This window comes from Providencia sp. Marseille-Q8014 (assembly GCF_965112055.1).
Genome location: NZ_CBCOPT010000001.1, coordinates 1858951 through 1880479, shown reverse-complemented (window position 1 = coordinate 1880479; position 21529 = coordinate 1858951). Strand labels below are relative to the sequence as shown.

Sequence of the window (21529 nt, the reverse complement as noted above, 5' to 3'; positions counted from 1 at the left end):
AGACAATCAAGAAGGTTATATATGGCAAAGGCCAATGAAATCAAACGCGGTTTTGCAGTGAATTACAATGGCAAACTGTTGTTGGTTAAAGACATTGATATTCAAGCGCCAAGCGCTCGTGGTGCCAGCACTTTATACAAAATGCGCTTTACTGACATTAAAACAGGGCAAAAAGTCGAAGAGCGTTTTAAAGGTGATGATATTTTAGAGACTATCTCACTCACTCGCCGAGCTGTTAGCTTCTCTTATATCGATGGTGATGAATATGTCTTTATGGACAATGAAGACTATACGCCTTATCTATTTAAACGTGCGGATATCGAAGAGGAATTATTGTTTATTCCTGAAGAAGGCCTACCTGGCATGCAAGTGCTAACAATGGATGGTCAAGTCCTTGCACTCGAATTACCTCAAACTGTCGATATGGTCATCGTAGAAACCACTCCCGCCATTAAAGGGGCTTCTGCGAGCGCACGTACAAAGCCTGCAACAATGGCTACCGGTTTAACGGTTCAAGTTCCTGAATACCTCACCAGCGGCGAAAAAATTCGTATCCATATTCCTGAGCGTCGTTATATGGGTCGCTGCGATTAATTGTTGTTATCACCTATGGGCGGACGCCCATAGGGCTTTCGAACTTTATACAATTTGAATTCGCTTTCCTGCTTTAAATCATATGACTCTTTTCAAATCAGTTATATATCAGTGTATACACACCCAGAGTCTGTGCTTTATCTATCCATTTAAAGCTTTGAGTCCCTTTGTTATTTGGCAGCTCTTGAGTGCCTTTTTTTAAGGTCTTTAGGGAGATTTGCGTTGTCACGGGCTTACCGCTATCGTTCCAGCAAGTGGTTTGAACATTTTCCTGATATGTCCCGATTTGACATGGCGATGCAACGATAGCCCCCGTAAATGTAATCGTGCCACTACCGATTACTGTTTTTTCTTTCGCTTGTGCTATTGGTAAATAGTTAATGACTGTGATTGCCAATATTGCTGCTATGGAAATTTTATTGACTATAAGTTTCATAAAAAGCATCCATTAAAAATTAAGTTATCGTCATTTGTAATAAATTATTTATATTTAAATTGTTTTTTATTTTTATCACTGAATGACGAGATTCTAATTTGAATGAATGAAATGATATTTAACTGATAGCCGTAGTTTTTTATTTTTCTTTAACTCTAAGAAATAAAATATAATAAGATAACCTGATCACAAAATAACAAGCGATCACACAGATTGCCACTTTCCTTCTTTCTTATCCATTAAAATTAGCCTGTTTATTTTTATAAATAAGGCAACAGCCTTAGTCGACCTAATCCACATTCACTTAATGGCTATAATATGAAGACATTACTTGCAAAGCCTATCGTACTTAGTCCATCGCAATTGATTGCCAGTGGACGGCAACGAGCGTGTTATCATCATCCTGAACGTGAGGATTTATGCGTAAAAGTGCATCATGCAGATAGAGATGATAAAGAGACGATACGCGAAATAAAATATTACAAACGGATTTATCGAAATAAATCGTCGTCAGAGACAATCTCCGATTATTATGGTACTCAGGAAACTAACATGGGGACGGGTTATGTATTTCAGTTAATTAAAGATAAAACAGGGGCTGTATCTAATACACTTGATTATTTTTTTAAAAATAAAAACTATTTTTTAAAACATCAAAAAAATATGCGAATTGCGTATGATATTTTTAAAAAAACGATATTTAAAGACGCCATAGTGACAATGGCATTAAAGCCTTACAATATTGTCTACCAATTAGGTTATAAGCCTCATGGTCAATTTGTGATCATTGATAACCTCGGCAGTGCGAATTTAATTCCCGTCGATTATTTTTCGTCAACGCTAGCGCGAACAACACTCTCTCGCCGATTTGCTGATTTTGAACGACGAATATATAACGAATACCATATTAAACTCGCCAACATGCAGATACTGACTCGCTAACTTGGTATGCCTACAGTATAGTGATGGTTAACGATAATGAGTTTGCCATCACTATTTAAGTTGGTCAGCTTAAGTAAATTTAAACTTCTTTACATTTAAGAGTGTCTTAATCGTTAATAATTGCAGCAAGCCAGCTTAAAATGTGATCTAGATCGTTATTTTTATTATATTCTTTGTTCACTTAACAGTTAAAGTTCTATTTTTTTAACAAAAAGCCGCCAAAACCCTTACTCTATTCGTATTTAATATAATGTTTTGTAAATTATCCCCTTATTAACTCGCCATTTCAGTTCTGTTTATGTATGCTCTCTATGTTTGGCGAAATAAGTATGCAACTGCCAAATTTTAACGATGAGTGTCTGCCTAGCTGGCTGTTATTGTGTTTACATATCACACATCTTCTTCTACGGCGTGCAGTTTATTTACATTCATATACAAAGTTTAGTTGTTCTGTATTAAACACTTTCTGTGAAAAGCTAGTGTTGCATTTGATAAAATGCGTTTTTCACAGGGATAAGTTTACGTTTATTGTGTGGAAAAACACAAAACAAAATGGCAAGGGATATCGAGAATAATGGCAACATCTGAAAAATTTAAGCGCAACATTTTGCGCATTATACCAGCAATCGCGATTGCCGCGGCACTTTCAGCTTGTACTACCCCTAATTCTTCAAAGAATGCTCAACGTACTCCCCACTCTGAACCTCGCATGTTAAATGGTTCTTCTGACTCTTTAGCGATGGCTTCGCAAGATGAGTTTGAACAACTCGTCCAGAGCGTCGATACCAAATCGAAAATTATGGACCAATACGCTAACTGGAAAGGGGTCAGCTATCGCCTAGGCGGTACAACAAAGAGTGGTATTGATTGTTCAAGTTTTGTTCAGCGCACCTTTATCGAACAATTCGGTGTTGCTTTGCCTCGCACCACCTCGGAACAAGAGTCTTCAGGACAGAGCGTCAAACGCAATAATTTAAAAGCAGGTGACTTAGTTTTATTTAAAACAGGTCGTCGCATGAAACACGTTGGCATTTATATCGGCGATAATAAATTTGTTCACGCTTCTACCAGTAGCGGTGTTATCGTTTCTGAAATGACCAATGAGTATTGGAGCAAAAGATACTACGCGGGCCGTCGTGTTATTAATGGCTCATAAGCTGTAAAATCTCATTAATCCCTTGCCAATAAAAAAGCTTCCAAGTTTACAAACTGGAAGCTTTTTTATTGTATTCAATACGGTTTTATTAAGACGAATAGAAACCTGATCCAAGCTCGGCAATAGCAACGCCATCGGCCTTTAAGCGACACATTGCCGCAAGCTCATCATTTGCATGAATAAAGAGGCAAACTTCTTTTTGCCACTCTAAAATTGCACTTTCAATTTGCAATTCAGACAATGATTCTGATAACTGCTTCATTGCGATGCAATCTGTCGCACAGTCATGACTGAGTAATTTCAGCCCCACAAGTTTATCGCTACCAAAATCATCTGTAGGTACCACTTCAACATCAGTCCCTATTTTTCCAGATAACCAGCGGTAGCTTTGCGGCAGCCTGTGCACTACCGAAAGACCTGATTTTTCCACAACAAATTCCTATTGCTACCTAACCATCATATTATTTGCTGAACGAGATCCATTTACCTAATCAACGCTGAGTAGAGTTTTTTCCATAAATCCCCCCTACTCCTAAGCAATTTGATTCTCCCTCCTCTAAGTTAATCCTTAGAGCTCAGTAAACTTCATCAAACCTCGTTCAAACCGAATTCGCTACAACTCACAAAAGTAACGTGTTTGTTAAATTATCATACCTAAATATAACATTAATTATTGCTCGTGTCGTTAAATTTTTGTGACACAAATCCTTGCATACGAATTTTTTTACCCAGAATGTTAAACTTTAAATTTTTTTTACTATTGAAATTCAACATTAAGACTAACTATTAGCCATTTTTTTTACATTACTAAACGGAGGTTAATAATAAACTGAGTTATTTTGAATAAAAATCATCATCTCAACCAATTTTTCACTTAACTCCAATCAGCTTAGTTTAATACATAAATTTAACAAACGTTAATCAAATGATAGTTGACCCAGATCATTTTTATACAGAAATTCTAATTTTACTGAGGATGAATTCGGTTTTATCGAGTAGTTAATTTTTACTTAACACTATTCAAATAAATATGGTGACTAACTGAAATTAATGCGGGTAAGCGGCTTAAAACAACAGAAGCCGCTTGACATGATAGAAACTGATCGTCGTTTATTTTTTAGCGCGTTTAGCTAATAAAACAAATAACATAGAAAAGGCAACACAAGCGACCATCGAGCCAACCATCGGCCACGCGGATTTAGCCGGAATCAACGATATCAATGAGCCAATTAACGCCGCAATCGAAAAGCGAATCGTTCCCGCTAATGAAGATACGGTTCCTGCAATATGTGGGTAGTTATCCAAAATCACCGCCATCGCATTAGACGTGATCATCGCAATGCCACTGACATAGACAGCAACACCAAGCACTAAAGCCCAGAAACCGACATCAAGTGCTGTTGTGGCTAATAACCAAATACCCATGGTAAATTGCACAATAATTCCAAGGTAGAGCATATGCTCCGCACCAAAGCGTCTTACATAACGGCTATTTAAAGTTGTCATTAAAAATAAGAAAACAATATTAACACCAAAAAAGTAACCGAAATCTTGAGGAGATACACCGTTAAGCTCAATATAGACAAATGGCCCTGCATTCAAGAATGAAAACATGCCTGAAAATGAAAATGAACTTGCGAGGATATAAAATAGAACCTGCTTTGCACGAAACAAGGTCGCAAATTGTTTTAAGGTATTACCTAAATGGAATGGCTGACGTTTCTCAACAGGCAACGTTTCACGTATAAATAAGCTAACTAGAATAACAGCTAAAACAGCAGCAATCGCAATACTCCAGAAAATAGCGTGCCATGAGAACCAACGCATCATTTCTCCGCCGAGAATTGGCGCAAGTAAAGGCGCAATCGTCATCACTAACACGACAAAAGACATACTTCGCGAAAATTCATCGCGTGTAAACATATCTCTCATTAATGCGTTAATCACAACACTCGCTGCCGCTGCCGCAAAACCATGTAGGAATCTAAACAGAATGAGTGAATCGATGGATTCAGAAAGTGCACAAGCTGCCGATGCGATAGCAAATACAATAACACCACCTAAAATGACAGGCTTACGTCCTAGGCTATCCGCCATTGGTCCATAAAACAGTTGCCCTATCGCAAAGCCAAATATATAGCTATTTAGCGTCATTTGGATGCGCCCTTCATCGACATTGAAGTACTCACCCATAGCTAAGAAACTCGGTAGGTACATATCAATGGCCAAAGGCATAAGCATCGATAATAAACCTAATATTAATATCAATCCTAAGTAGGATGATGTCTGCTGTTGCACTCTTTTAAACTCCTATCTCGTTCCGCTTAAGGCGCACGAGCCAATGACACAGTAAGCGTATATAAACTGCGCATGACTAAACTTCTTTTGTATTACGTTTGGTATTTAGCGCGGAACTGTCACGCTATTAATTTCATCTTCTGTCAGCACTCGATATTCCCCCGGTGCCAACTCAGCATCTAGCCATATATCACCAATACGTTCGCGATGTAGGCCACAAACATGATTTCCAACAGCCGCAAACATCCTTTTGACTTGATGATAGCGACCTTCGCTGATCGTCAATAAGACTTCTTTGGGCGTGATTATTTCTAATTGTGCAGGTTTAGTTGGATATTTTTCACCATTAAGCATGACGCCTTCAGCAAAGCGCTGTGCGACATCATCGGCAATATCGTGTTCTAATTCGACCCGATAGGTCTTTTCACAATGATGTTTAGGTGACGTTATACGATGCGACCATTGACCATCATCCGTTAATAGCACAAGCCCTGTTGTATCGATATCAAGGCGTCCTGCCGAATGCAGCTTATCGGCTAACGGTTCATCAATAAAATAGAGAATAGTCGGGTGTGTCGGGTCGTCAGTTGAACAGACGTAGCCTTCAGGCTTATGCAGCATAAAATAACGAGGACCTGTAACATGGACTAAAACACTGCCTTCATAAGCAACCGACTGTTCAGGGCTAATCTGTAGCGCACCTGATTTAACAATTTCATCGTCGACAGTGACTTTTCCTGCACGTAGCTCGCGAGTTACCAGACTCCGACTAATCCCTAATTGCTGGGACAAAAACTTATCCAGTCGCATAAATTCTCTTAATTTGATGGAATAGCAACTCAACCCTATAAAGCGGCCAAGTTGTTAGAAATAAAATTGAAAGGTTATTGTGATTATGTTCACATCTTTTATTATATCAATAACTAATCACAAGTGATAGCGTCTCAAAATTATGTGGTGTTTTTAGCTCATGCCATTGTGTTAACCTAAATTTAACACTGAGAGACTCACTATTTTTAATTAATGCTGAATAATATGCCTTTTGTTCTCCGCCCCTATCAACAAGATGCTGTCGATGCGACGATTCACTACTTTCGCCAGCACACGCAACCTGCTGTTATTGTGCTACCTACAGGCGCAGGAAAAAGCCTAGTGATAGCCGAACTTGCTCGCTTAGCTCAAGGAAGAGTGCTTGTGTTAGCTCACGTCAAAGAGCTTGTTGAACAAAATCATGCTAAATATAGGGCTTATGGCCTAGAAGCGGATATTTTTGCTGCGGGTTTAAATCGTAAACAATCCCACAGCAAAGTGGTCTTTGGCAGCGTACAATCTGTCGCGCGCAACCTAGAAAGCTTTCATGACAACTTTTCACTGGTCATTATTGATGAGTGCCACCGTATTAGCGGAAATAAAAAAAGCCAATACCAACAAATTATCAATAGCCTTAGCCAATATAATCCAACGCTAAAAATTCTAGGGCTGACCGCTACGCCTTATCGACTAGGTTCAGGCTGGATTTACCAATATCATTATCATGGCATGGTCAGAGGTGATGAAAATTGCTTTTTCCGCGAATGTATTTACGAATTACCGTTACACTATATGATTAAAAATCATTTCTTAGTACCGCCTGAACGTCTCGACATGCCTGTACTGCAATATGATTTTAGCAAGGTGTCACTCAGTTCCGCGGGCATTTTCAATGAACATGAACTCAATCTTTCTATCCAAAAACAAAAACGCATTACGCCGAAGATTGTGGCTCAAATCGTTGACTATGCGACACCACGACAAGGCTGCATGATTTTTGCTGCAACTGTCGAACACGCAAAAGAGGTACTCAGCTATCTCCCCCAAAATACTGCCGCCTTAGTCACCGCAGACACACCGGCGATGGAACGTGAAGCGATTATCCAACAATTTAAAAATAAACAATTGCATTTTTTAGTTAACGTCTCCGTATTAACAACCGGTTTCGATGCCCCTCATGTGGATGTTATCGCCATTTTACGCCCTACTGAATCGGTTAGTTTATACCAACAGATTGTTGGACGTGGTTTGCGATTATCACCTAATAAATCTCAGTGTTTGATTTTAGACTACGCGGGTAATCCTCATGACTTATTTCGCCCTGAAGTTGGTTCAAGCAAACCTAATTCGAATAGTGTGCCTGTACAAGTTTTTTGTCCACTCTGTCAATTTGCGAATACTTTTTGGGGAAAATGCACAGAAGATGGCCAAATTATTGAGCACTATGGCCGCCGTTGCCAAGGTTGGGAAGAAAATGCGTTAGGACACAAGCAACAATGTGAATTTCGTTTTCGTTTTAAGCAATGCCCTCACTGTGGAGCAGAAAATGATATCGCTGCACGACGCTGTCAAAAATGTGATGAGGTGCTATCGGATCCTGACGATATGCTAAAAGCCGCATTGAAACTAAAAGATGCTTTAATTTTACGTTGTGGTGGAATGGAGATGACAACAGGTCGCGATAATAAAGGTGAATGGTTAAAAATCACCTATTATGATGAGGATGGTACTTCTGTCTCAGAACGTTTTCGCCTTCATACAACACCACAACGTCGTGCATTTGAGCATCGTTTCTTGCGTGAACACTTACGAGCGCCTGGCGTTCCTTTCAAATGGTCGTCAGCCCATGATATCGTTACCCAACAGTCCGCATTACGATACCCGCAATTTATTGTTGCTCGTAAAAAAGAAAGTTATTGGGAGATCCGCCAAAAAATATTCGATTATCAAGGACGCTTCCGCGTTGCTGACCAACTCTATTCTTGATGTTAATTAGATTATGATTGCCGTTGTAGGCATTTTCCGTTAAAATGCCGCCCGCTTGGATGTTTCGCATTAGCGTATTTCAACAACACCAAGCCAAATATCGAACCTGCTGCTGGGTCGCCTGTAGCAGGATTTTATTTTTTTCTTGTATAGAGAAATAGTAATGTTAACTATCAATGCAATTGCACGTAAAGAGCAGGGTAAGGGTGCGAGCCGCCGCCTGCGCAGAGCAAACCAGCTTCCAGCTATCGTTTACGGTGGCAACCAAGAAGCTATCTCTGTGACTCTTAGCCACGATGAAGTGATTAACCAAGAAGGTAAAGCAGAATTTTATGAAGTTCTGAACCTGGTTATCGATGGTAAAGAAACTAAAGTCAAAGTTCAGGCTGTTCAACGTCACCCGTTCAAACCAAAAGTGACGCACATTGACTTCCTGCGCGTTTAATTAAAGCCACAAGCCGAGCTTTAGAATTTATCGGGACGCCGAGTAAATAACGCCGCAATTGCGGCGTTATTTATTTTCAACATACGCTTATTTTCCACCACGACGCTGTAGCTGATCACGTAAATTCGGTGGTGTACCACGAATAGTCAGAGTATCCGTCACCGGATCCCAAAAAATACGTTCTCCCATCAACATCGCATCAAAACTGATCGTGATTCCCCCGCCACTCCCCGAGAATTTAGTCAGCTGTTTTAATGTGCCTCTATCCGCAGGAAAACTGTCTTCTAACTGATAATCATTTTGACGGGCAAAATCACCAAAACTCTGTTCTTCTACTATTGGTAATTCATTAGACAGTGCTTGTAACTCAATTTCTTCGCCGGATTGTAACTGTTCCGTACAATATGCATGCACTTGCTGACGATAAGCTTGACGTGTGTTCTTATCCATTTGCGCATTATCGCAAAAATCATCGAGCGCCTGCACTAGCCCTTTATTCTGTACTTTTGCATTCAAGCCTTCTGACGCAGCCAAGAAATCCATAAAAAAATCAGATACTTTACGACCAACACGCCCTTTTAAAAAGGTTAAATAGCGTGTAGATTCGGGATTGGTTTCCCATTCCGTTAAATCGATACGAGCAACAATGTCTGCATGAGGAATATCGAGATAATGCGTGGTCGATAAATCGAGGCTGTCGGTTACAAACATACTATCGCAACTACTGAGCACCGCGATTAATAAATATTCAACAGCAAGATAACGGTATTGGCAAAATAACACGACCCCACCTTCAGCAAAGGGATATTTAGCCAATTCATCTTTTAAACGCACGGTCATTGCTCGACTAAAGCCAAGAAATTCTTCTTCACCTTTACGCAACAGTTTCAACGCATCGGCCAGTTCGCTTTCTTCATTAAACTCACCAAAAGCTTTACTTTTTGCGCTATATACTCGGTGTAATTCTGCCATCATGTCTTGTACAACGTTATCGGTTGACAATAAAGAATCGCGCAACATCACTTCAAGTGTCTGTTCATCACGTTTAATCAACTGATGTAAAGCTATCTGGGAAATTTCCAGACTCATTGTAGGCTCCTTATTCAAGCAGAAATATTCTCGCGCGTATTCAAACACTGATACTATTTATCTGCAACCGAAACTGTCATTTGCGCCTATTTTTACACCTAAATGCTGAACTAATACTCATTCGAATAATCTTAATAAGCATTATTATCACTCAAAGATAAATTTCTTGCTAAGAAAGAAGAAAATCATCCCGCTATACGCTATCATAGGTGGGCTTTTACTAATTTAGGATGTCAGAATTTATGCCACAGTCATCTCGCTATAGCGATGAAAAAGTTGAAACTCTACTTGCTGAACTTGTCAGCGTGTTAGAAAAAAACCATACTCCTGTAGATCTCTCACTTATGGTGTTAGGCAATATGGTGACCAATCTGCTCAACACGTCAGTTGCACCAGCACAGCGTAAAATGATTGCAGACTCTTTCGCCAATGCTTTACTGTCTTCTGTTAAAGATGACAAATCCCACTAAATAGATAATGAAATAAACAGTATGGTGACCCATCAGCGCTACCGTGACAAAGTCTCCCAGATGATCAGTTGGGGGCACTGGTTTGCTCTTTTCAATATCCTACTTAGTCTGGGACTAAGTAGTAGCTATCTGTTTATTTTTGATTGGCCCGACACACTTGCTGGGCGTATTTTTGCCTTCGTCAGTTGGATAGGACATTTTAGCTTCGTTGTCTTTGCTTGCTACTTACTCATCGTTTTTCCACTGACCTTTATTGTCATGTCTCAGCGGTTGCTGAGGCTAATTTGTGTTGCCCTTGCGACTGCTGGCACCACATTGCTAATCTTTGATATTCGTGTCTTTAGCCAATTTGGCCTGCATCTAACACCACAAGTATGGGATCTCGTCATTAACCCTGAACAAGGGGAAATGGCACGTGAATGGCAACTTATGTTTATTGTTATTCCGATCATCTTCTTAGTGCAAATGTTATTCGCAACTTGGAGTTGGCAAAAATTACGTAGTCTGAACCGACAAACTTTTGGTAAGCCTTTAGCCGGATTTTTCATCGCGACCTTTGTTATGTCTCATTTGATGTATGCATGGTCAGATGCCAATTTTTATCGTCCTATCACGATGCAGCGCTATAACTACCCACTGTCTCAGCCTATGACCGCCAGAAAACTCCTTGACCGATATGGACTGTTAGACTTATCCGAACATCAAAATCGTGTATTCCAACAAGGTAGCCCTACGGCGTTAAAAGTCCAGTACCCATTGAAACCACTTAGCTACTATGACCAAGGTATAGGCTATAATTTACTGCTCATTGTGGTGGACGATTTAGGCGATAAAAAGCAGCAAGATGACATGTCATCGTTGAACGCCTTTAAAGATATGAGTACCGAGTTTACTAACCATTATACGACTGGTTTACGTAATGATACGGCTCTATTCGGCCTGTTCTACGGTATTTCAGCTAGCTACTTTGATAATATTCTGAATGAACGTAATGCTTCTGTACTCATACAGGCGTTACAACATCAAGGCTATCAATTCGGTCTGTTCTCTACCGATGGGTTTAATTCACCGCTGTTTCGTCAAGCTATCTTGGCGGATTATTCGTTGCCAGCAAAAGCAGCCGATAGCGACGCGCAGACCATTACACAATGGACGTCATGGCTGACTAATTTGAAAAACGAATCGCCTTGGTTCTCATTTTTGAACATAAAAGGCCAGCCAGGTAGTCAACAAACGGATGCCCAAATCAATCAAGTTATTGAAACATTGATACGTGATGGGCGGATGAAAAATACTATCGTGGTGATTACCGCGAATTATAATGGTGCTGAGCAATCCGAAACCACTGACTGGTTTAATCAGAAACGTTTTGCACGTGAAAAAATGCAAGTTCCATTATTTATCTATTGGCCGAATACACCTAGCCAGCAAATTGATAAGCTCACCAGTCATCAAGATGTATTGACAACAATTATGCAACGGTTGCTGCATGTCTCTAACTCCCCAGATGACTACAGCCAAGGCGAGGATTTATTCAGCCCAGAACGTAAATTCCCTTGGATCATTACTGGGGATGATAACGATGTCGTGATCACAACGGATGATGCAACCTTATATATGGATAAAAATGGTCAATTTAGTATCTATGACTTGCAGGGTAAAGAAATGAAAGACCAAAAACCGGATCTTGCTCAGCTACTAAAAATCTTTACTGAGCTTAAGCGATTTAATGAAAATTAACGTTTAAAAATCAATCAGTCGTGCAACTCAAGTCTTGCTTTAATGGGGAAAATGAGTACTATTATGGCAGTTCGGCATGTAGCGCAGCTTGGTAGCGCACCGTCATGGGGTGTCGGGGGTCGGAGGTTCAAATCCTCTCATGCCGACCAGAATTCCCTAAAAAAACCAACCGTAAGAGGTTGGTTTTTTTGTGCCTGAAATTTTCAAAAGGTAAAATGGCGGCAAAAGTCCTGACATGATTACACCAACGTTTCATCCCACTCAGCCCAAGGACAGACTAGCCCCCACTCAGTGTTAGCTTGGCGGGAATGCAAATTGAAGTAAATAAAAAGCCTGCCGGAGTGGATTATTCATTAGGGCTTAAGTCACTTATTAGATTCTCAGCTTTCCCACAAAATTCATCAATCTTTGGTACTTTCTTGAACTCAGGATCATCAGCTTTTTGCTTGCACTTCACACTCACCTGCCCTTGGAAATATGCCATGGATACCATGTTATCAACCAAGCGCTTGCAGGTACGACTTTTAACCGCTTCCTTAAATTCACCACAGAGGAGCGCTTTTTGACGATTAATACTTGCAGCCATGTCTGGCACTTTGTCATCTTCTGTGATTTCAGCAACTGAGCCAAATGAAAGCAAACCTAAAAATAAAATGACTAATCTCTTTTTCATACATCACCATCTTTAAGTTAAGTATGTGAATATTAGGATAAATGCAGAGCTCAGGCAATAAAACACCAGCGCCTATTTTGGATGATGAGTCGTGACTTTAATAATTATAGAAACCACGCCGTGAGATCATCAAAATAAGATAATCCTCGTTATCCATCATTATGAATATCAATTTTTATTTTCACTAAACACTTAACTCAAATAAAAATTATTGAACCACTTTTATGCCCTTTATTATTTTTTTCATTTTAATATACTCATCATATTAAAATGACTACAATAAGTTGAATAAGCGTATTGCATCATCTAAATATATAGTCAGAGCAAGGCTCTTATTAAGATGGTCATTATTGTTTAGTTGATTTTTATTAAAACTAACAATATATTTTTCGATTTATTAAAGTATTTATAGCAAATTTATTACTTCCATTGAAAGAGTCAAAACCGTGAATATAAAAACTTCATGCATTCTAATTGCAGTAACCCTAATGTTAGGTTGCTCAACAGCAACGAAACAAGTGTCTGATCAAAATGGATGCACGATTCAAATTGATCCTCCCGAAGGAAAGTTACCTGCCAAAATTGAGCAAGCAACAGGGACTTCCCCTGTCTGTAAATCGATTGAAAAATCAATTGATAAAGCTATTTAGAGATAACTATCGCCATCACGCAGGTAAATCTGTTGACGGTCCCTTGCAGAACTTATTCCATAAATTATCAATTTGCTCTTCCGTCAACATTTCATCTACCCCATCAATAATTGGGATGGAAATATGGACTGTGCCGTCAGGGCGTATATAGGTTTTTACGATAAAGCGCTTATCTTCTGTTTCTCTTGAAAAATCATAGTGTCGTGATACAAAACCACAAACATACCCTACCTCGCCACCATTATGTGATATTTTGTCAAAATAATAGGTGACGTTTTTAAACGATTCCGCTTTAGGGTTATCTAAATAACCTAATACTGCACGCTCGACCCGTTCTATCATACTAATTTCATTTTTATAGACGACTGACATGCCAAATAAAAATGCCGCACCGAGCAGGAATAATCCAATGATGATATAAAATATTTTATTCATAAAATGATCATCTAAATAATAATAAAATAACGATACTGACGATTCAAAATAGCAAATAGATTCTGCTATCGATAAATTTATAACGTAACACAGTCCTATTTTCCACATAAAGTAAATTTAATGTGTCGATATAGTTTATTGGCAATGTATTTACTTGAAATCCCCCCCTATTATGGGCTTGTATTATTGCTACATAGGCTCAAACATTTGATATAATAAATATTATTTTTATATTTATTAAGGTATGTGTCATGTTACATTACGCGATACGCGTTATGCGCCTTTTTCGTCATGTGTTTCTCTCTCGCCCACGCTTTATTATTTCATTATTTGTTGCCTTCGCTACTTTTATCGCACTACTCTCTTATCAAAATACTATGATGAGTTTGATCATCAGCTGGAATGCTTTTGCCTGGATGTATTTATTATTTCTTTTTGTGCGTATTATGAATCACAAAGCTAAAAACATCCGTGAAATCACGAAAGTTGAAGACGAAAGTGCTCAAATGGTTATTTTCTTTTTGGTTGCAGGATGCTGTGTAAGCTTATTAGTTTTATTTTTTGCATTAGGCGGTCATGGTGATTTCTCTAAGTCAGATAAATTCATCCCTTATGCACTCACAGCGTCGACTTTAATTTCATCATGGCTACTTCTTCCCACCGGTTTTACGATGCACTATGCACACTTATATTATAGTAATGCTAATCCGCAGCAGCCATGGTTACGTTTTCCAGATAAATTACTCGAACCGAGCTACTCTGACTTTATGTATTTTTCTTTTACTATTGCTGTTGCATCACAAACAGCAGACATTGAGGTTGCATCGACACCTATGCGCCGTGCTGTTTTATTACAATCTATCATCTCTTTTATTTTCAATATGGCTATACTCGGATTATGTATCAATATCTCCGCAAGCTTGTTCTAACTGATTTAAACTGAAAATGCGAAAACATCCCCAAACTGAGCAAGTAGTCAGTGCAACACAATTTTATTTATCGTTTTGCATCTCTTTTTCACATTCAGATGGCGGCACACCAAAGATGACTATCATAAAGACAGTAAGACAATAACCAACATATTGACTAGTTTTTTGATTATTTTCATAGAAATAACCCATTGTGTTTTATTTATTCACTAAATTAGCACTGTTTATCATCGCAGCCATACCTCATTTAAGCACATTTACAATTCAGTCATGTTTATCAATAAGGAATACTCATTGCACATATTTCGACTAGCAACCCCCCCTGATATAGCATCCCTCATTCAGCTTGATAGTGTCACAACGGCAGAACGAGCGCAAAAAATATCTCAATGGGTCAACAACAAACATTGTTACCTGATTGAACAACAGAACCAAATTATCGCTTATGGGGTATTACACTACCAGTTTTTTGAATGTGCTTTTATTGAAATGATAATGGTTAATCAAGCCTTTCGACAGCAAGGTGCTGGTCTTTCATTGCTACAACAACTTAAACAGACTTGCCTTACTCAAAAAATATTTACATCGACTAACCAGTCAAATACTCCGATGCAACGATTACTCGATAAAGCCCAATTCAAACCAAGTGGCTTCATCGATAATCTTGATGAGGGGGATCCCGAACTTATTTACTTTTGCCAATTAACCTAGTTAATTGGCAACATCTTATTTTTAGAGTAAAGAAGGTTGCATAACAACATTGATTAATTTTTGATAAAATCGTTGATATATTTGCGGGTTGATTTTTATTGGATAACTCAATATTTCCAACTGATGAGGTTTAAACTCTGGGTGATAACTAGGATGAATATGTGCATATTCATTTTGTTTAAATCCACAATGCAGATAAAAACGTAATCGCTTTTGACTAATTTCATCAATGACAGGATCAATTTCCAAGATAATGTTGTTCACCTGTTTAGCAAATAACTGTATGACCTTTTGACCATAACCCTGCCCCCTTAGAGCCGATGAAACTGCAAGATGTTCAACATAAAAGAAATCATCGACTCTCCAACTGCCTATAAAGCCAATAAAAATACCGTTATCAGAAAAATAGTATAAATAATAATCCTCATGACTAAGGATACTTTGCCGCCCTTGATAACTTCTTTTTTCATGAGCGGGGAATGCTGAATCATACAGTTGGTTTACATTTGCTATTTCTAAAACGTTTCTGCTAGTCAACCTTGTTACTGTGAGCATGCGACCTGAACCTATCCTATCATCTTAAAAAAACCTATTTAGCATACTTATTCTCTTTTTCTAGGCAACTCATTTTAAGTTTTTATCCAGTGTTAACCCTTACTAGCGCATTGTTTTATTTTAACTTTAAAAAGTAAAAAACCGTGGTTGCACATATTCTATGTGTCATTGAAAAAATATTATCGATCTGATATTGACTTTATTCGTGACTCAATCTAAAAATACTGTATACAAACACAGTATTAGTTAGAGGCGACTATGTTACGCATTGAAATTTTATTTGATAAAAATGCACCACAAAAACCTAGTGATATTATGTTGCAAGCTCTTGAGTCTGAGATAACGCGCAAACTCAGCCCACAATACCCAGATATGGTGACTCGGGTAGGTTTTAGCTCTGGTCAACGTATTAATATTTCTGGAACCAAACTTGCCCAAGACAAGGTTCGTATCGAAGAGATATTAGAAGAAATATGGATGGATGATGGCTGGATCCCAGAACAAACGTTAGAGGATTAAGCATGCATAAAATTAAAGGAATGTCTGGATATCGTCTATCGTGTCCAGCATTCCTTTATTGTTTATCATCAACAGAATGATAAATTAAAAAGTATACCTTACTCCACCTAAACCTACCCAACCTAGGCGTTGCTCCGTGATGGAACTTTTTGCTGCATCACCGACAAGATAATAAGCCCCAACCCCCGTGTAAAAGGTTATATTTTCATTCCAGTTATAGTTTAGGATAGCGCCTCCATGAACATCTTTAAATCCACTCCCCGCATCATATTCACTAAAACGGGAACGGCTCGCCTGTAGTGGAGAAACGCCAAAATAAGCTTGATTGTAAGCTTTATTCCCCCAGGTGGTTGCTAGCGTATATTCGATATCCCACCGATGACTAAACTGATAATAACCAATCCCACCCATTTCAACATTGACAGTTCTACCAATATTTCGTCCACCATAATGGCGATCTTTCGTTGCCATATTGGCAGAAAGGTAAAGCTGAAAATTATTAATAGAATAATTAATTTCTGCCCCCACGAGCATGGAGCTATCTAGGTCCCCCATACCTTTTAAATCTTCATTCTTATGACCCAAAATACCTATTTTTTCATCTCGTCCTGCGTCATAACCTAACCGACTGGAAACCGTTAAGTTTTCGGTTAAACCAATAGCCCATTCTGCTCCCTCTAACCCTAAGCTAAATACGCCGTAATCATCGGAAATATATCCGTAGTTCACATCAACGGTTGGCGAAAATAAGTATTTATTAGATCCTTCATAAGCAGGCATAACAGAACCCCCTGCCCCCAAAACTATGACACTCTCCCCTGCGACGACAACACTGTAGGGTGACAAGGCAGTGACTAATATTGCCGCTGAACACAAACGTTTCATTAAAATATCCTATCTGGTTCTGTTAATAAATTTTTTGTCGAATAAATGCTTTAATTTCTTTTATGGGCTTCAAATTCTTTTTAAATTCGTCTTTTATCCTTTCGTTTTCAATACCATTTCTAGTATGTGTATTCTCAGCTAACTGATTAAATGAAAGCGTTGGCATGAGCATTTTCTTTGAAGGACTAAAGTTTTTTCCCATTAAAAACATTGAGATAAGAATAACAGTAACGAAAATAGGGAGTTCAATTAATTGTAATTTCATTTTAGTTATTCCAAGGATTGCAAAGATGTTAAAATAGTAATCCTATTCGCGCTTCGTACCTTAAAAATGGGTTAAACAAACCTTAAGAGATCATTAAATCTCTCATTGAATTTACCTTAGTTATATTGTCGGAAAAATATTAGCTGCTTATACTGCACGCTAGAGAGGTGATAAAATGAATATCTTATTAGTTGAAGATGATCTCCAACTAGGCAAAGCATTATGTCGTGGTCTAGAACTTGCTGGTTTTAATCCCCTTTGGGTACGATTACTTAACGATGCTAAACAACAATTAAATTCACGTAATTTTGATCTCATGTTATTAGATTTAGGTTTACCTGATGGTGATGGATATGAGGAATTAATTGCTTGGCGTCGTTCTGGCCAATCAATTCCAATTATTATTCTGACCGCTCGAAACCAGATGGATAATTTAGTGGCCAGTTTAGATTCCGGTGCCGATGATTTTTTAACAAAACCGTTTGCTATGCCTGAGCTTATTTCTCGTGTTAAAGCCGTAAGTCGTCGTATGGCAGGATTTTCTTCAGAAATTTGGCAATTGGATAATTTGCAACTAAACCCAATCAACCATCAAGTTCTATTAGATGATCAGCTATTAATGCTTTCAGGAAAAGAATATCAGCTATTATATGAATTAGTAAAAAATGCAGATAACGTGGTACGTAAAGCGGATCTCGAACAACGTTTATTTGGGTTAGATGATAAAATAGAAAGTAATTCACTTGAAGTTCATATTCACAATTTACGGCGCAAGATAGGTAAAGATCGTATTATTACTATTCGCGGCATCGGTTATTTACTTAAAAAAGAAGCGCAATCAAGTGAAAGTTAAATCCTTTTTTATCTATACTTTTTCTTACAGATAAGCTCAGTGATTCTGTTATGGGTATTATTAGTAGGTTGGTTACAATTTTTTTATTTACCTGATATTGATGATGATTTTAACCTCCAGCAGCAAATCGTTACTGAAGGTTTTGCGTCTACTTTAGGTACCGTTGCTAATAACCCAGAATATTTTGAACGTATCATGACCTCATTGCAAAAAATGTATACTGACGCAATGGAAAATGGTTTAGAGGTATCCTATAGACCATTTGTTGCCGTGCGTAACCAACATGGTGATGTGTTATATCGCAATAGTGACCAAATCAAAATAACCGATAATATTTTGTTCAATGACCTCAAAAAACAGTATCCTAATTGGCACTTTACCTTCGCATGGAATGATGAACACTCCATCGAGGTGATCCTTGGGGAGTCTTACTTTGACAGGAAATCAATAATAGGTAGCCCCGCTGAAGGTACTGCAATACCTTTATTATTTATATTAGGCATCATGCTAATTGCAATTATCATCACCGCTTATTTTAGTTTAAGACCGCTAAGACAAGCTGCAACGATTATCGCTAGCCGCAAACCGGGGAATTTAACTCCCATCTCAGTAAAAGAGCAGTATAAAGAAATTCGTCCTATTATTACGGCAATCAATAATCTCATGTCACGCGTTGATGCTGCAAACCAACGTGAAAAACGATTTATGGCAGATGCTGCACATGAACTCCGTACCCCCATTGCCGCGGTCATTGCTCAGCTTCATTTATTGATGCAAATACAGAATGTAAAAGAGAAAGAAGAAATCGTTAACGACATGCAGGCAGCATTAAATCGAGCGTCGTCGTTATCACACCAGCTTATCGATTTAGCACGCTTAGAGGCTGAAGACTTTTCTGTGAATAAAGAGCAGATTAACTTACCTGTATTAATTTCTCATATTACTTCATTGCATGTACCACATGCTATAAACCAAGATATCGATATCGAACTACAAAGTGCAGATAATGTCTTTATTACCACTGATAAACTAGCATTAACAACAATTTTTACCAACTTACTGGAAAATGCGATTAAATATAGTGATAAAAAAGGAAAGATTAAAATCACAATTAAAGATTTATCGCCTTTCGGCGCAACGATTACCGTACAAGATAATGGTCGAGGCATTCCAGAAGAAAGCCGCCAATTAATATTTTCACGTTTCTATCGTGTTCCGGGTACATCAGAAACAGGTAGTGGACTTGGTCTATCCATTGTTCATAACCTCGCAACAAAAATAGATGCAGCGATACGTGTCACCGATGGACTAGATAAAAAAGGGGTTGGTTTTATTATCGATTTGCCTTAACGCCCTTTTTGCAACTAGGTTAACAGAGTCTTAAACAGTGTTTAGTCTATACTTAAACACTGTAAGTCTTTTTACTTATTTGTTTGAAGGAAAGCTCATGTCCCAAGCACTCATTATTATCGACCTAATTCAGGAAATCGTTGGCAAAAATGGTTTATTAAATACCAGCTATCCACAAACTCAAGAACGCCATATTATCGACAGAGCGAATCAAGCCGCCGATTTTGCCCGTAAAAATAATATCCCTATTATCTGGGTAAAAGTGGGCTTTGCGGATGATTATCATGATATCCCAGCGGGTTCCCCTATGTTCCATCATGCAAAAGCGATCGGTGCATTAAAATTAAGCTCTGCTGGCTGCCATTGGGCTGAAAAATTAGATGTTCAACTCCGTGACGTCATCATAGTAAAAAAAGGTGTCAGCGCATTTACAGGTAACCAACTCAACCATTGGTTAAAAGAAAATAACATTAAACATGTTATTTTTGGTGGGGTCAGTTCAGTGATGACCATTCAAAGCAGTGCTCGCCAAGCTCATGATTTCGGTTATCAAGTTACAGTCATTGATGAACTATGCGCCGCAGCAACATTAGAGCTACATCATCAAAGTATGCAAGCATTACAAGGAATGGTCACCGTTTCCTCCCTAGCCGATTTCCTGCAAGGAAAACTAAAGTGAATTAACTCTTTTTCATGTCTTATACAACTAACATCTTTTGTATATAAATTTCACGCAACCGGTGTGTTAGTGGTCCAGGCTTTCCGCCGGCCACTTTCCGCCCGTCAATTTCAATAACAGGCCAAACGAATGTCGTTGATGAAGTAATAAAAGCTTCTTTTGCTGCCATTGCCTCTTCAACAGTAAAAGTACCTTCTTCAATAGCTAAATGCTGCTCCCGAGCAAGCGTTAAAATTGCTTGCCGCGTAATACCGGGTAATATTTCATAACCTAAAGCACGAGTTTTGATTATATTTTCATGTGTAATGATAAAAAAGTTGCTTGAACTCCCTTCTGTGATATTGCCATTTGACACAAAAAGTGCATCATCCGCCCCTTGAGAATGCGCATAGTCTTTTGCTAAACATGCCGCCAGCAAAGCAACGGTTTTAATATCGCATCGTTGCCAACGAATATCGTCAAATGTTACGACACTAATCCCTGTTGTAGCGCGTGGATTATCAATAATCGAAGCTTGTTGGGCAAATATCACTAATGTGGGTGTAATCGTTTTATCGGGAAACAAGAAATTGCGCTGTCCAGCATTGCCCCTTGTGAGTTGTAAATAAATTAACCCTTCAGTGAGATTATTTTTTTCAATGATCTGTTGGTGAATTTTTAATAACGACTCTTCTGTATAAGGTAAAGCTAATTGCAATTCATGACATGAACGTTGCAAGCGTGTCATATGATTTTTAAAATCAACCAAACGACCATTAACAACAGCGGTAACTTCATAGACTGCATCAGCAAACAAGAAACCACGGTCGAATACGGATATTGATGCTTGTTCTTCTGGCACAAATTGACCATTTATGTAGGTAATCATAATGTTTACTTCCTTTTCAAGCTTATAAATACCAAGTTTCACGATGCGATATATCTGTTTTCACTCATTAGTATTACAAAAACACTATTATTTGAGTTATTGACTTAACCACTCATTATTTGAGTATTGTATTGTTCAATTTTATTCTTGCCACTTTAATTCATCATATTTGGACTTAATCGCTAGTATTA

Annotated in this window: 24 protein-coding genes, 1 tRNA gene and 1 pseudogene; 15 read left to right on the top strand and 11 right to left on the bottom strand. The window is 38.4% G+C overall.

Annotated elements, in window-relative coordinates; genetic code table 11:
• Nucleotides 1-21: 21 nt before the first annotated feature.
• A complete protein-coding gene (gene yeiP, locus ACWPW6_RS08200) occupies nt 22-594 on the top strand; it encodes an elongation factor P-like protein YeiP (protein ID WP_154635581.1) in 573 nt (190 codons plus the stop codon).
• Nucleotides 595-691: 97 nt separating this feature from the next.
• Here yeiP and ACWPW6_RS08195 read toward each other — a convergent pair whose 3' ends face one another.
• Complete coding sequence (locus ACWPW6_RS08195; protein ID WP_250000376.1) at nt 692-1030, bottom strand: hypothetical protein; 339 nt, start codon at nt 1028-1030, stop codon at nt 692-694.
• 318 nt (nt 1031-1348) lie between these two features.
• Between ACWPW6_RS08195 and ACWPW6_RS08190 the strand changes: the two genes are divergently transcribed.
• On the top strand, nt 1349-1972 hold the full coding sequence (locus ACWPW6_RS08190; RefSeq protein ID WP_154635579.1) for a YrbL family protein: 624 nt from the start codon (nt 1349-1351) through the stop codon (nt 1970-1972).
• A 574-nt stretch (nt 1973-2546) separates the two neighbouring features.
• Nucleotides 2547-3128 carry a bifunctional murein DD-endopeptidase/murein LD-carboxypeptidase gene (gene mepS, locus ACWPW6_RS08185; RefSeq protein WP_154624342.1) on the top strand — a complete coding sequence of 194 codons (582 nt, stop codon included), beginning with the start codon at nt 2547-2549 and terminating at the stop codon, nt 3126-3128.
• Nucleotides 3129-3216: 88 nt separating this feature from the next.
• Here mepS and ACWPW6_RS08180 read toward each other — a convergent pair whose 3' ends face one another.
• From ACWPW6_RS08180 to rsuA, 3 genes are all read right to left on the bottom strand, one after another.
• Nucleotides 3217-3558 (bottom strand): YejG family protein, encoded by a 342-nt coding sequence (locus tag ACWPW6_RS08180; protein WP_163861328.1) that lies wholly within the window; start codon nt 3556-3558, stop codon nt 3217-3219.
• 680 nt (nt 3559-4238) lie between these two features.
• A complete protein-coding gene (locus ACWPW6_RS08175) occupies nt 4239-5426 on the bottom strand; it encodes a Bcr/CflA family multidrug efflux MFS transporter (RefSeq protein WP_196713197.1) in 1188 nt (395 codons plus the stop codon).
• A 105-nt stretch (nt 5427-5531) separates the two neighbouring features.
• The gene (gene rsuA, locus ACWPW6_RS08170) at nt 5532-6236 is read right to left on the bottom strand and encodes a 16S rRNA pseudouridine(516) synthase RsuA (RefSeq protein ID WP_154622296.1); all 705 of its coding nucleotides are present in this window, start codon (nt 6234-6236) and stop codon (nt 5532-5534) included.
• 225 nt (nt 6237-6461) lie between these two features.
• On the opposite strand from rsuA, the gene ACWPW6_RS08165 reads away from it, so the two are divergent.
• Together ACWPW6_RS08165 and rplY are read left to right on the top strand one after the other, a co-directional pair.
• On the top strand, nt 6462-8222 hold the full coding sequence (locus tag ACWPW6_RS08165; RefSeq protein WP_454209565.1) for a DEAD/DEAH box helicase: 1761 nt from the start codon (nt 6462-6464) through the stop codon (nt 8220-8222).
• A 163-nt stretch (nt 8223-8385) separates the two neighbouring features.
• A complete protein-coding gene (rplY, locus tag ACWPW6_RS08160) occupies nt 8386-8667 on the top strand; it encodes a 50S ribosomal protein L25 (RefSeq protein WP_154622298.1) in 282 nt (93 codons plus the stop codon).
• A gap of 87 nt (nt 8668-8754) precedes the next feature.
• Here rplY and yejK read toward each other — a convergent pair whose 3' ends face one another.
• On the bottom strand, nt 8755-9756 hold the full coding sequence (yejK, locus tag ACWPW6_RS08155) for a nucleoid-associated protein YejK (RefSeq protein WP_163861321.1): 1002 nt from the start codon (nt 9754-9756) through the stop codon (nt 8755-8757).
• A gap of 242 nt (nt 9757-9998) precedes the next feature.
• Here yejK and ACWPW6_RS08150 point away from each other — a divergent pair, with 242 nt between their 5' ends.
• From ACWPW6_RS08150 to ACWPW6_RS08140, 3 genes are all read left to right on the top strand, one after another.
• Nucleotides 9999-10226, top strand: coding sequence for a YejL family protein (locus ACWPW6_RS08150; RefSeq protein ID WP_154622300.1), 228 nt, complete (start codon nt 9999-10001; stop codon nt 10224-10226).
• Nucleotides 10227-10247: 21 nt separating this feature from the next.
• Nucleotides 10248-11966: an LPS biosynthesis-modulating metalloenzyme YejM gene (yejM, locus tag ACWPW6_RS08145; RefSeq protein WP_163861318.1), complete on the top strand. Its 1719-nt coding sequence runs from the start codon at nt 10248-10250 to the stop codon at nt 11964-11966.
• Between the two features lie 72 nt (nt 11967-12038).
• Nucleotides 12039-12115, top strand: a tRNA-Pro gene (locus ACWPW6_RS08140).
• Nucleotides 12116-12312: 197 nt separating this feature from the next.
• On the opposite strand, the gene ACWPW6_RS08135 is transcribed toward ACWPW6_RS08140, so the two are convergent.
• A complete protein-coding gene (locus ACWPW6_RS08135; RefSeq protein ID WP_154622302.1) occupies nt 12313-12639 on the bottom strand; it encodes a hypothetical protein in 327 nt (108 codons plus the stop codon).
• Between the two features lie 446 nt (nt 12640-13085).
• On the opposite strand from ACWPW6_RS08135, the gene ACWPW6_RS08130 reads away from it, so the two are divergent.
• Complete coding sequence (locus ACWPW6_RS08130; RefSeq protein ID WP_163861175.1) at nt 13086-13289, top strand: thiamine biosynthesis protein ApbE; 204 nt, start codon at nt 13086-13088, stop codon at nt 13287-13289.
• Between the two features lie 15 nt (nt 13290-13304).
• On the opposite strand, the gene ACWPW6_RS08125 is transcribed toward ACWPW6_RS08130, so the two are convergent.
• Nucleotides 13305-13724 (bottom strand): hypothetical protein, encoded by a 420-nt coding sequence (locus ACWPW6_RS08125; RefSeq protein WP_154635578.1) that lies wholly within the window; start codon nt 13722-13724, stop codon nt 13305-13307.
• A gap of 251 nt (nt 13725-13975) precedes the next feature.
• Here ACWPW6_RS08125 and ACWPW6_RS08120 point away from each other — a divergent pair, with 251 nt between their 5' ends.
• A complete protein-coding gene (locus tag ACWPW6_RS08120; RefSeq protein ID WP_250000374.1) occupies nt 13976-14653 on the top strand; it encodes a DUF1345 domain-containing protein in 678 nt (225 codons plus the stop codon).
• A gap of 294 nt (nt 14654-14947) precedes the next feature.
• Nucleotides 14948-15364 carry a GNAT family N-acetyltransferase gene (locus ACWPW6_RS08115; RefSeq protein WP_250000373.1) on the top strand — a complete coding sequence of 139 codons (417 nt, stop codon included), beginning with the start codon at nt 14948-14950 and terminating at the stop codon, nt 15362-15364.
• A gap of 21 nt (nt 15365-15385) precedes the next feature.
• On the opposite strand, the gene ACWPW6_RS08110 is transcribed toward ACWPW6_RS08115, so the two are convergent.
• Entirely contained in the window at nt 15386-15919 is a 534-nt protein-coding gene (locus tag ACWPW6_RS08110; RefSeq protein ID WP_250000371.1) for a GNAT family N-acetyltransferase, read from the bottom strand.
• Nucleotides 15920-16177: 258 nt separating this feature from the next.
• On the opposite strand from ACWPW6_RS08110, the gene ACWPW6_RS08105 reads away from it, so the two are divergent.
• A complete protein-coding gene (locus ACWPW6_RS08105; RefSeq protein ID WP_154623476.1) occupies nt 16178-16438 on the top strand; it encodes a DinI-like family protein in 261 nt (86 codons plus the stop codon).
• Nucleotides 16439-16522: 84 nt separating this feature from the next.
• Here the strand turns inward: ACWPW6_RS08105 and ACWPW6_RS08100 are convergent, their stop codons facing one another.
• Together ACWPW6_RS08100 and ACWPW6_RS08095 are read right to left on the bottom strand one after the other, a co-directional pair.
• Nucleotides 16523-17323, bottom strand: coding sequence for a MipA/OmpV family protein (locus ACWPW6_RS08100; RefSeq protein WP_154623475.1), 801 nt, complete (start codon nt 17321-17323; stop codon nt 16523-16525).
• 22 nt (nt 17324-17345) lie between these two features.
• Complete coding sequence (locus ACWPW6_RS08095; RefSeq protein WP_250000369.1) at nt 17346-17588, bottom strand: hypothetical protein; 243 nt, start codon at nt 17586-17588, stop codon at nt 17346-17348.
• A gap of 175 nt (nt 17589-17763) precedes the next feature.
• Here ACWPW6_RS08095 and ACWPW6_RS08090 point away from each other — a divergent pair, with 175 nt between their 5' ends.
• From ACWPW6_RS08090 to ACWPW6_RS08080, 3 genes and pseudogenes are all read left to right on the top strand, one after another.
• Nucleotides 17764-18441, top strand: coding sequence for a response regulator (locus ACWPW6_RS08090; RefSeq protein WP_154622388.1), 678 nt, complete (start codon nt 17764-17766; stop codon nt 18439-18441).
• Nucleotides 18431-19791: pseudogene (locus ACWPW6_RS08085) on the top strand (ATP-binding protein). Before ACWPW6_RS08090 ends, ACWPW6_RS08085 begins: the two are co-directional and overlap by 11 nt.
• Nucleotides 19792-19888: 97 nt before the next feature.
• Complete coding sequence (locus tag ACWPW6_RS08080; protein ID WP_250000366.1) at nt 19889-20470, top strand: cysteine hydrolase family protein; 582 nt, start codon at nt 19889-19891, stop codon at nt 20468-20470.
• A gap of 19 nt (nt 20471-20489) precedes the next feature.
• Here the strand turns inward: ACWPW6_RS08080 and ACWPW6_RS08075 are convergent, their stop codons facing one another.
• Nucleotides 20490-21338: a D-amino-acid transaminase gene (locus tag ACWPW6_RS08075; RefSeq protein WP_250000497.1), complete on the bottom strand. Its 849-nt coding sequence runs from the start codon at nt 21336-21338 to the stop codon at nt 20490-20492.
• Nucleotides 21339-21529 lie beyond the last annotated feature (191 nt).

Coding starts and splice junctions, on each gene's coding strand:
- yeiP (WP_154635581.1), top strand. CDS start 22: ATGGCAAAGGCCAATGAAATCAAACGCGGTTTTGCAGTGAATTACAAT.
- ACWPW6_RS08195 (WP_250000376.1), bottom strand. CDS start 1,030: ATGAAACTTATAGTCAATAAAATTTCCATAGCAGCAATATTGGCAATC.
- ACWPW6_RS08190 (WP_154635579.1), top strand. CDS start 1,349: ATGAAGACATTACTTGCAAAGCCTATCGTACTTAGTCCATCGCAATTG.
- mepS (WP_154624342.1), top strand. CDS start 2,547: ATGGCAACATCTGAAAAATTTAAGCGCAACATTTTGCGCATTATACCA.
- rsuA (WP_154622296.1), bottom strand. CDS start 6,236: ATGCGACTGGATAAGTTTTTGTCCCAGCAATTAGGGATTAGTCGGAGT.
- ACWPW6_RS08165 (WP_454209565.1), top strand. CDS start 6,462: ATGCCTTTTGTTCTCCGCCCCTATCAACAAGATGCTGTCGATGCGACG.
- rplY (WP_154622298.1), top strand. CDS start 8,386: ATGTTAACTATCAATGCAATTGCACGTAAAGAGCAGGGTAAGGGTGCG.
- yejK (WP_163861321.1), bottom strand. CDS start 9,756: ATGAGTCTGGAAATTTCCCAGATAGCTTTACATCAGTTGATTAAACGT.
- ACWPW6_RS08150 (WP_154622300.1), top strand. CDS start 9,999: ATGCCACAGTCATCTCGCTATAGCGATGAAAAAGTTGAAACTCTACTT.
- yejM (WP_163861318.1), top strand. CDS start 10,248: ATGGTGACCCATCAGCGCTACCGTGACAAAGTCTCCCAGATGATCAGT.
- ACWPW6_RS08135 (WP_154622302.1), bottom strand. CDS start 12,639: ATGAAAAAGAGATTAGTCATTTTATTTTTAGGTTTGCTTTCATTTGGC.
- ACWPW6_RS08125 (WP_154635578.1), bottom strand. CDS start 13,724: ATGAATAAAATATTTTATATCATCATTGGATTATTCCTGCTCGGTGCG.
- ACWPW6_RS08120 (WP_250000374.1), top strand. CDS start 13,976: ATGTTACATTACGCGATACGCGTTATGCGCCTTTTTCGTCATGTGTTT.
- ACWPW6_RS08110 (WP_250000371.1), bottom strand. CDS start 15,919: ATGCTCACAGTAACAAGGTTGACTAGCAGAAACGTTTTAGAAATAGCA.
- ACWPW6_RS08105 (WP_154623476.1), top strand. CDS start 16,178: ATGTTACGCATTGAAATTTTATTTGATAAAAATGCACCACAAAAACCT.
- ACWPW6_RS08100 (WP_154623475.1), bottom strand. CDS start 17,323: ATGAAACGTTTGTGTTCAGCGGCAATATTAGTCACTGCCTTGTCACCC.
- ACWPW6_RS08095 (WP_250000369.1), bottom strand. CDS start 17,588: ATGAAATTACAATTAATTGAACTCCCTATTTTCGTTACTGTTATTCTT.
- ACWPW6_RS08090 (WP_154622388.1), top strand. CDS start 17,764: ATGAATATCTTATTAGTTGAAGATGATCTCCAACTAGGCAAAGCATTA.
- ACWPW6_RS08080 (WP_250000366.1), top strand. CDS start 19,889: ATGTCCCAAGCACTCATTATTATCGACCTAATTCAGGAAATCGTTGGC.
- ACWPW6_RS08075 (WP_250000497.1), bottom strand. CDS start 21,338: ATGATTACCTACATAAATGGTCAATTTGTGCCAGAAGAACAAGCATCA.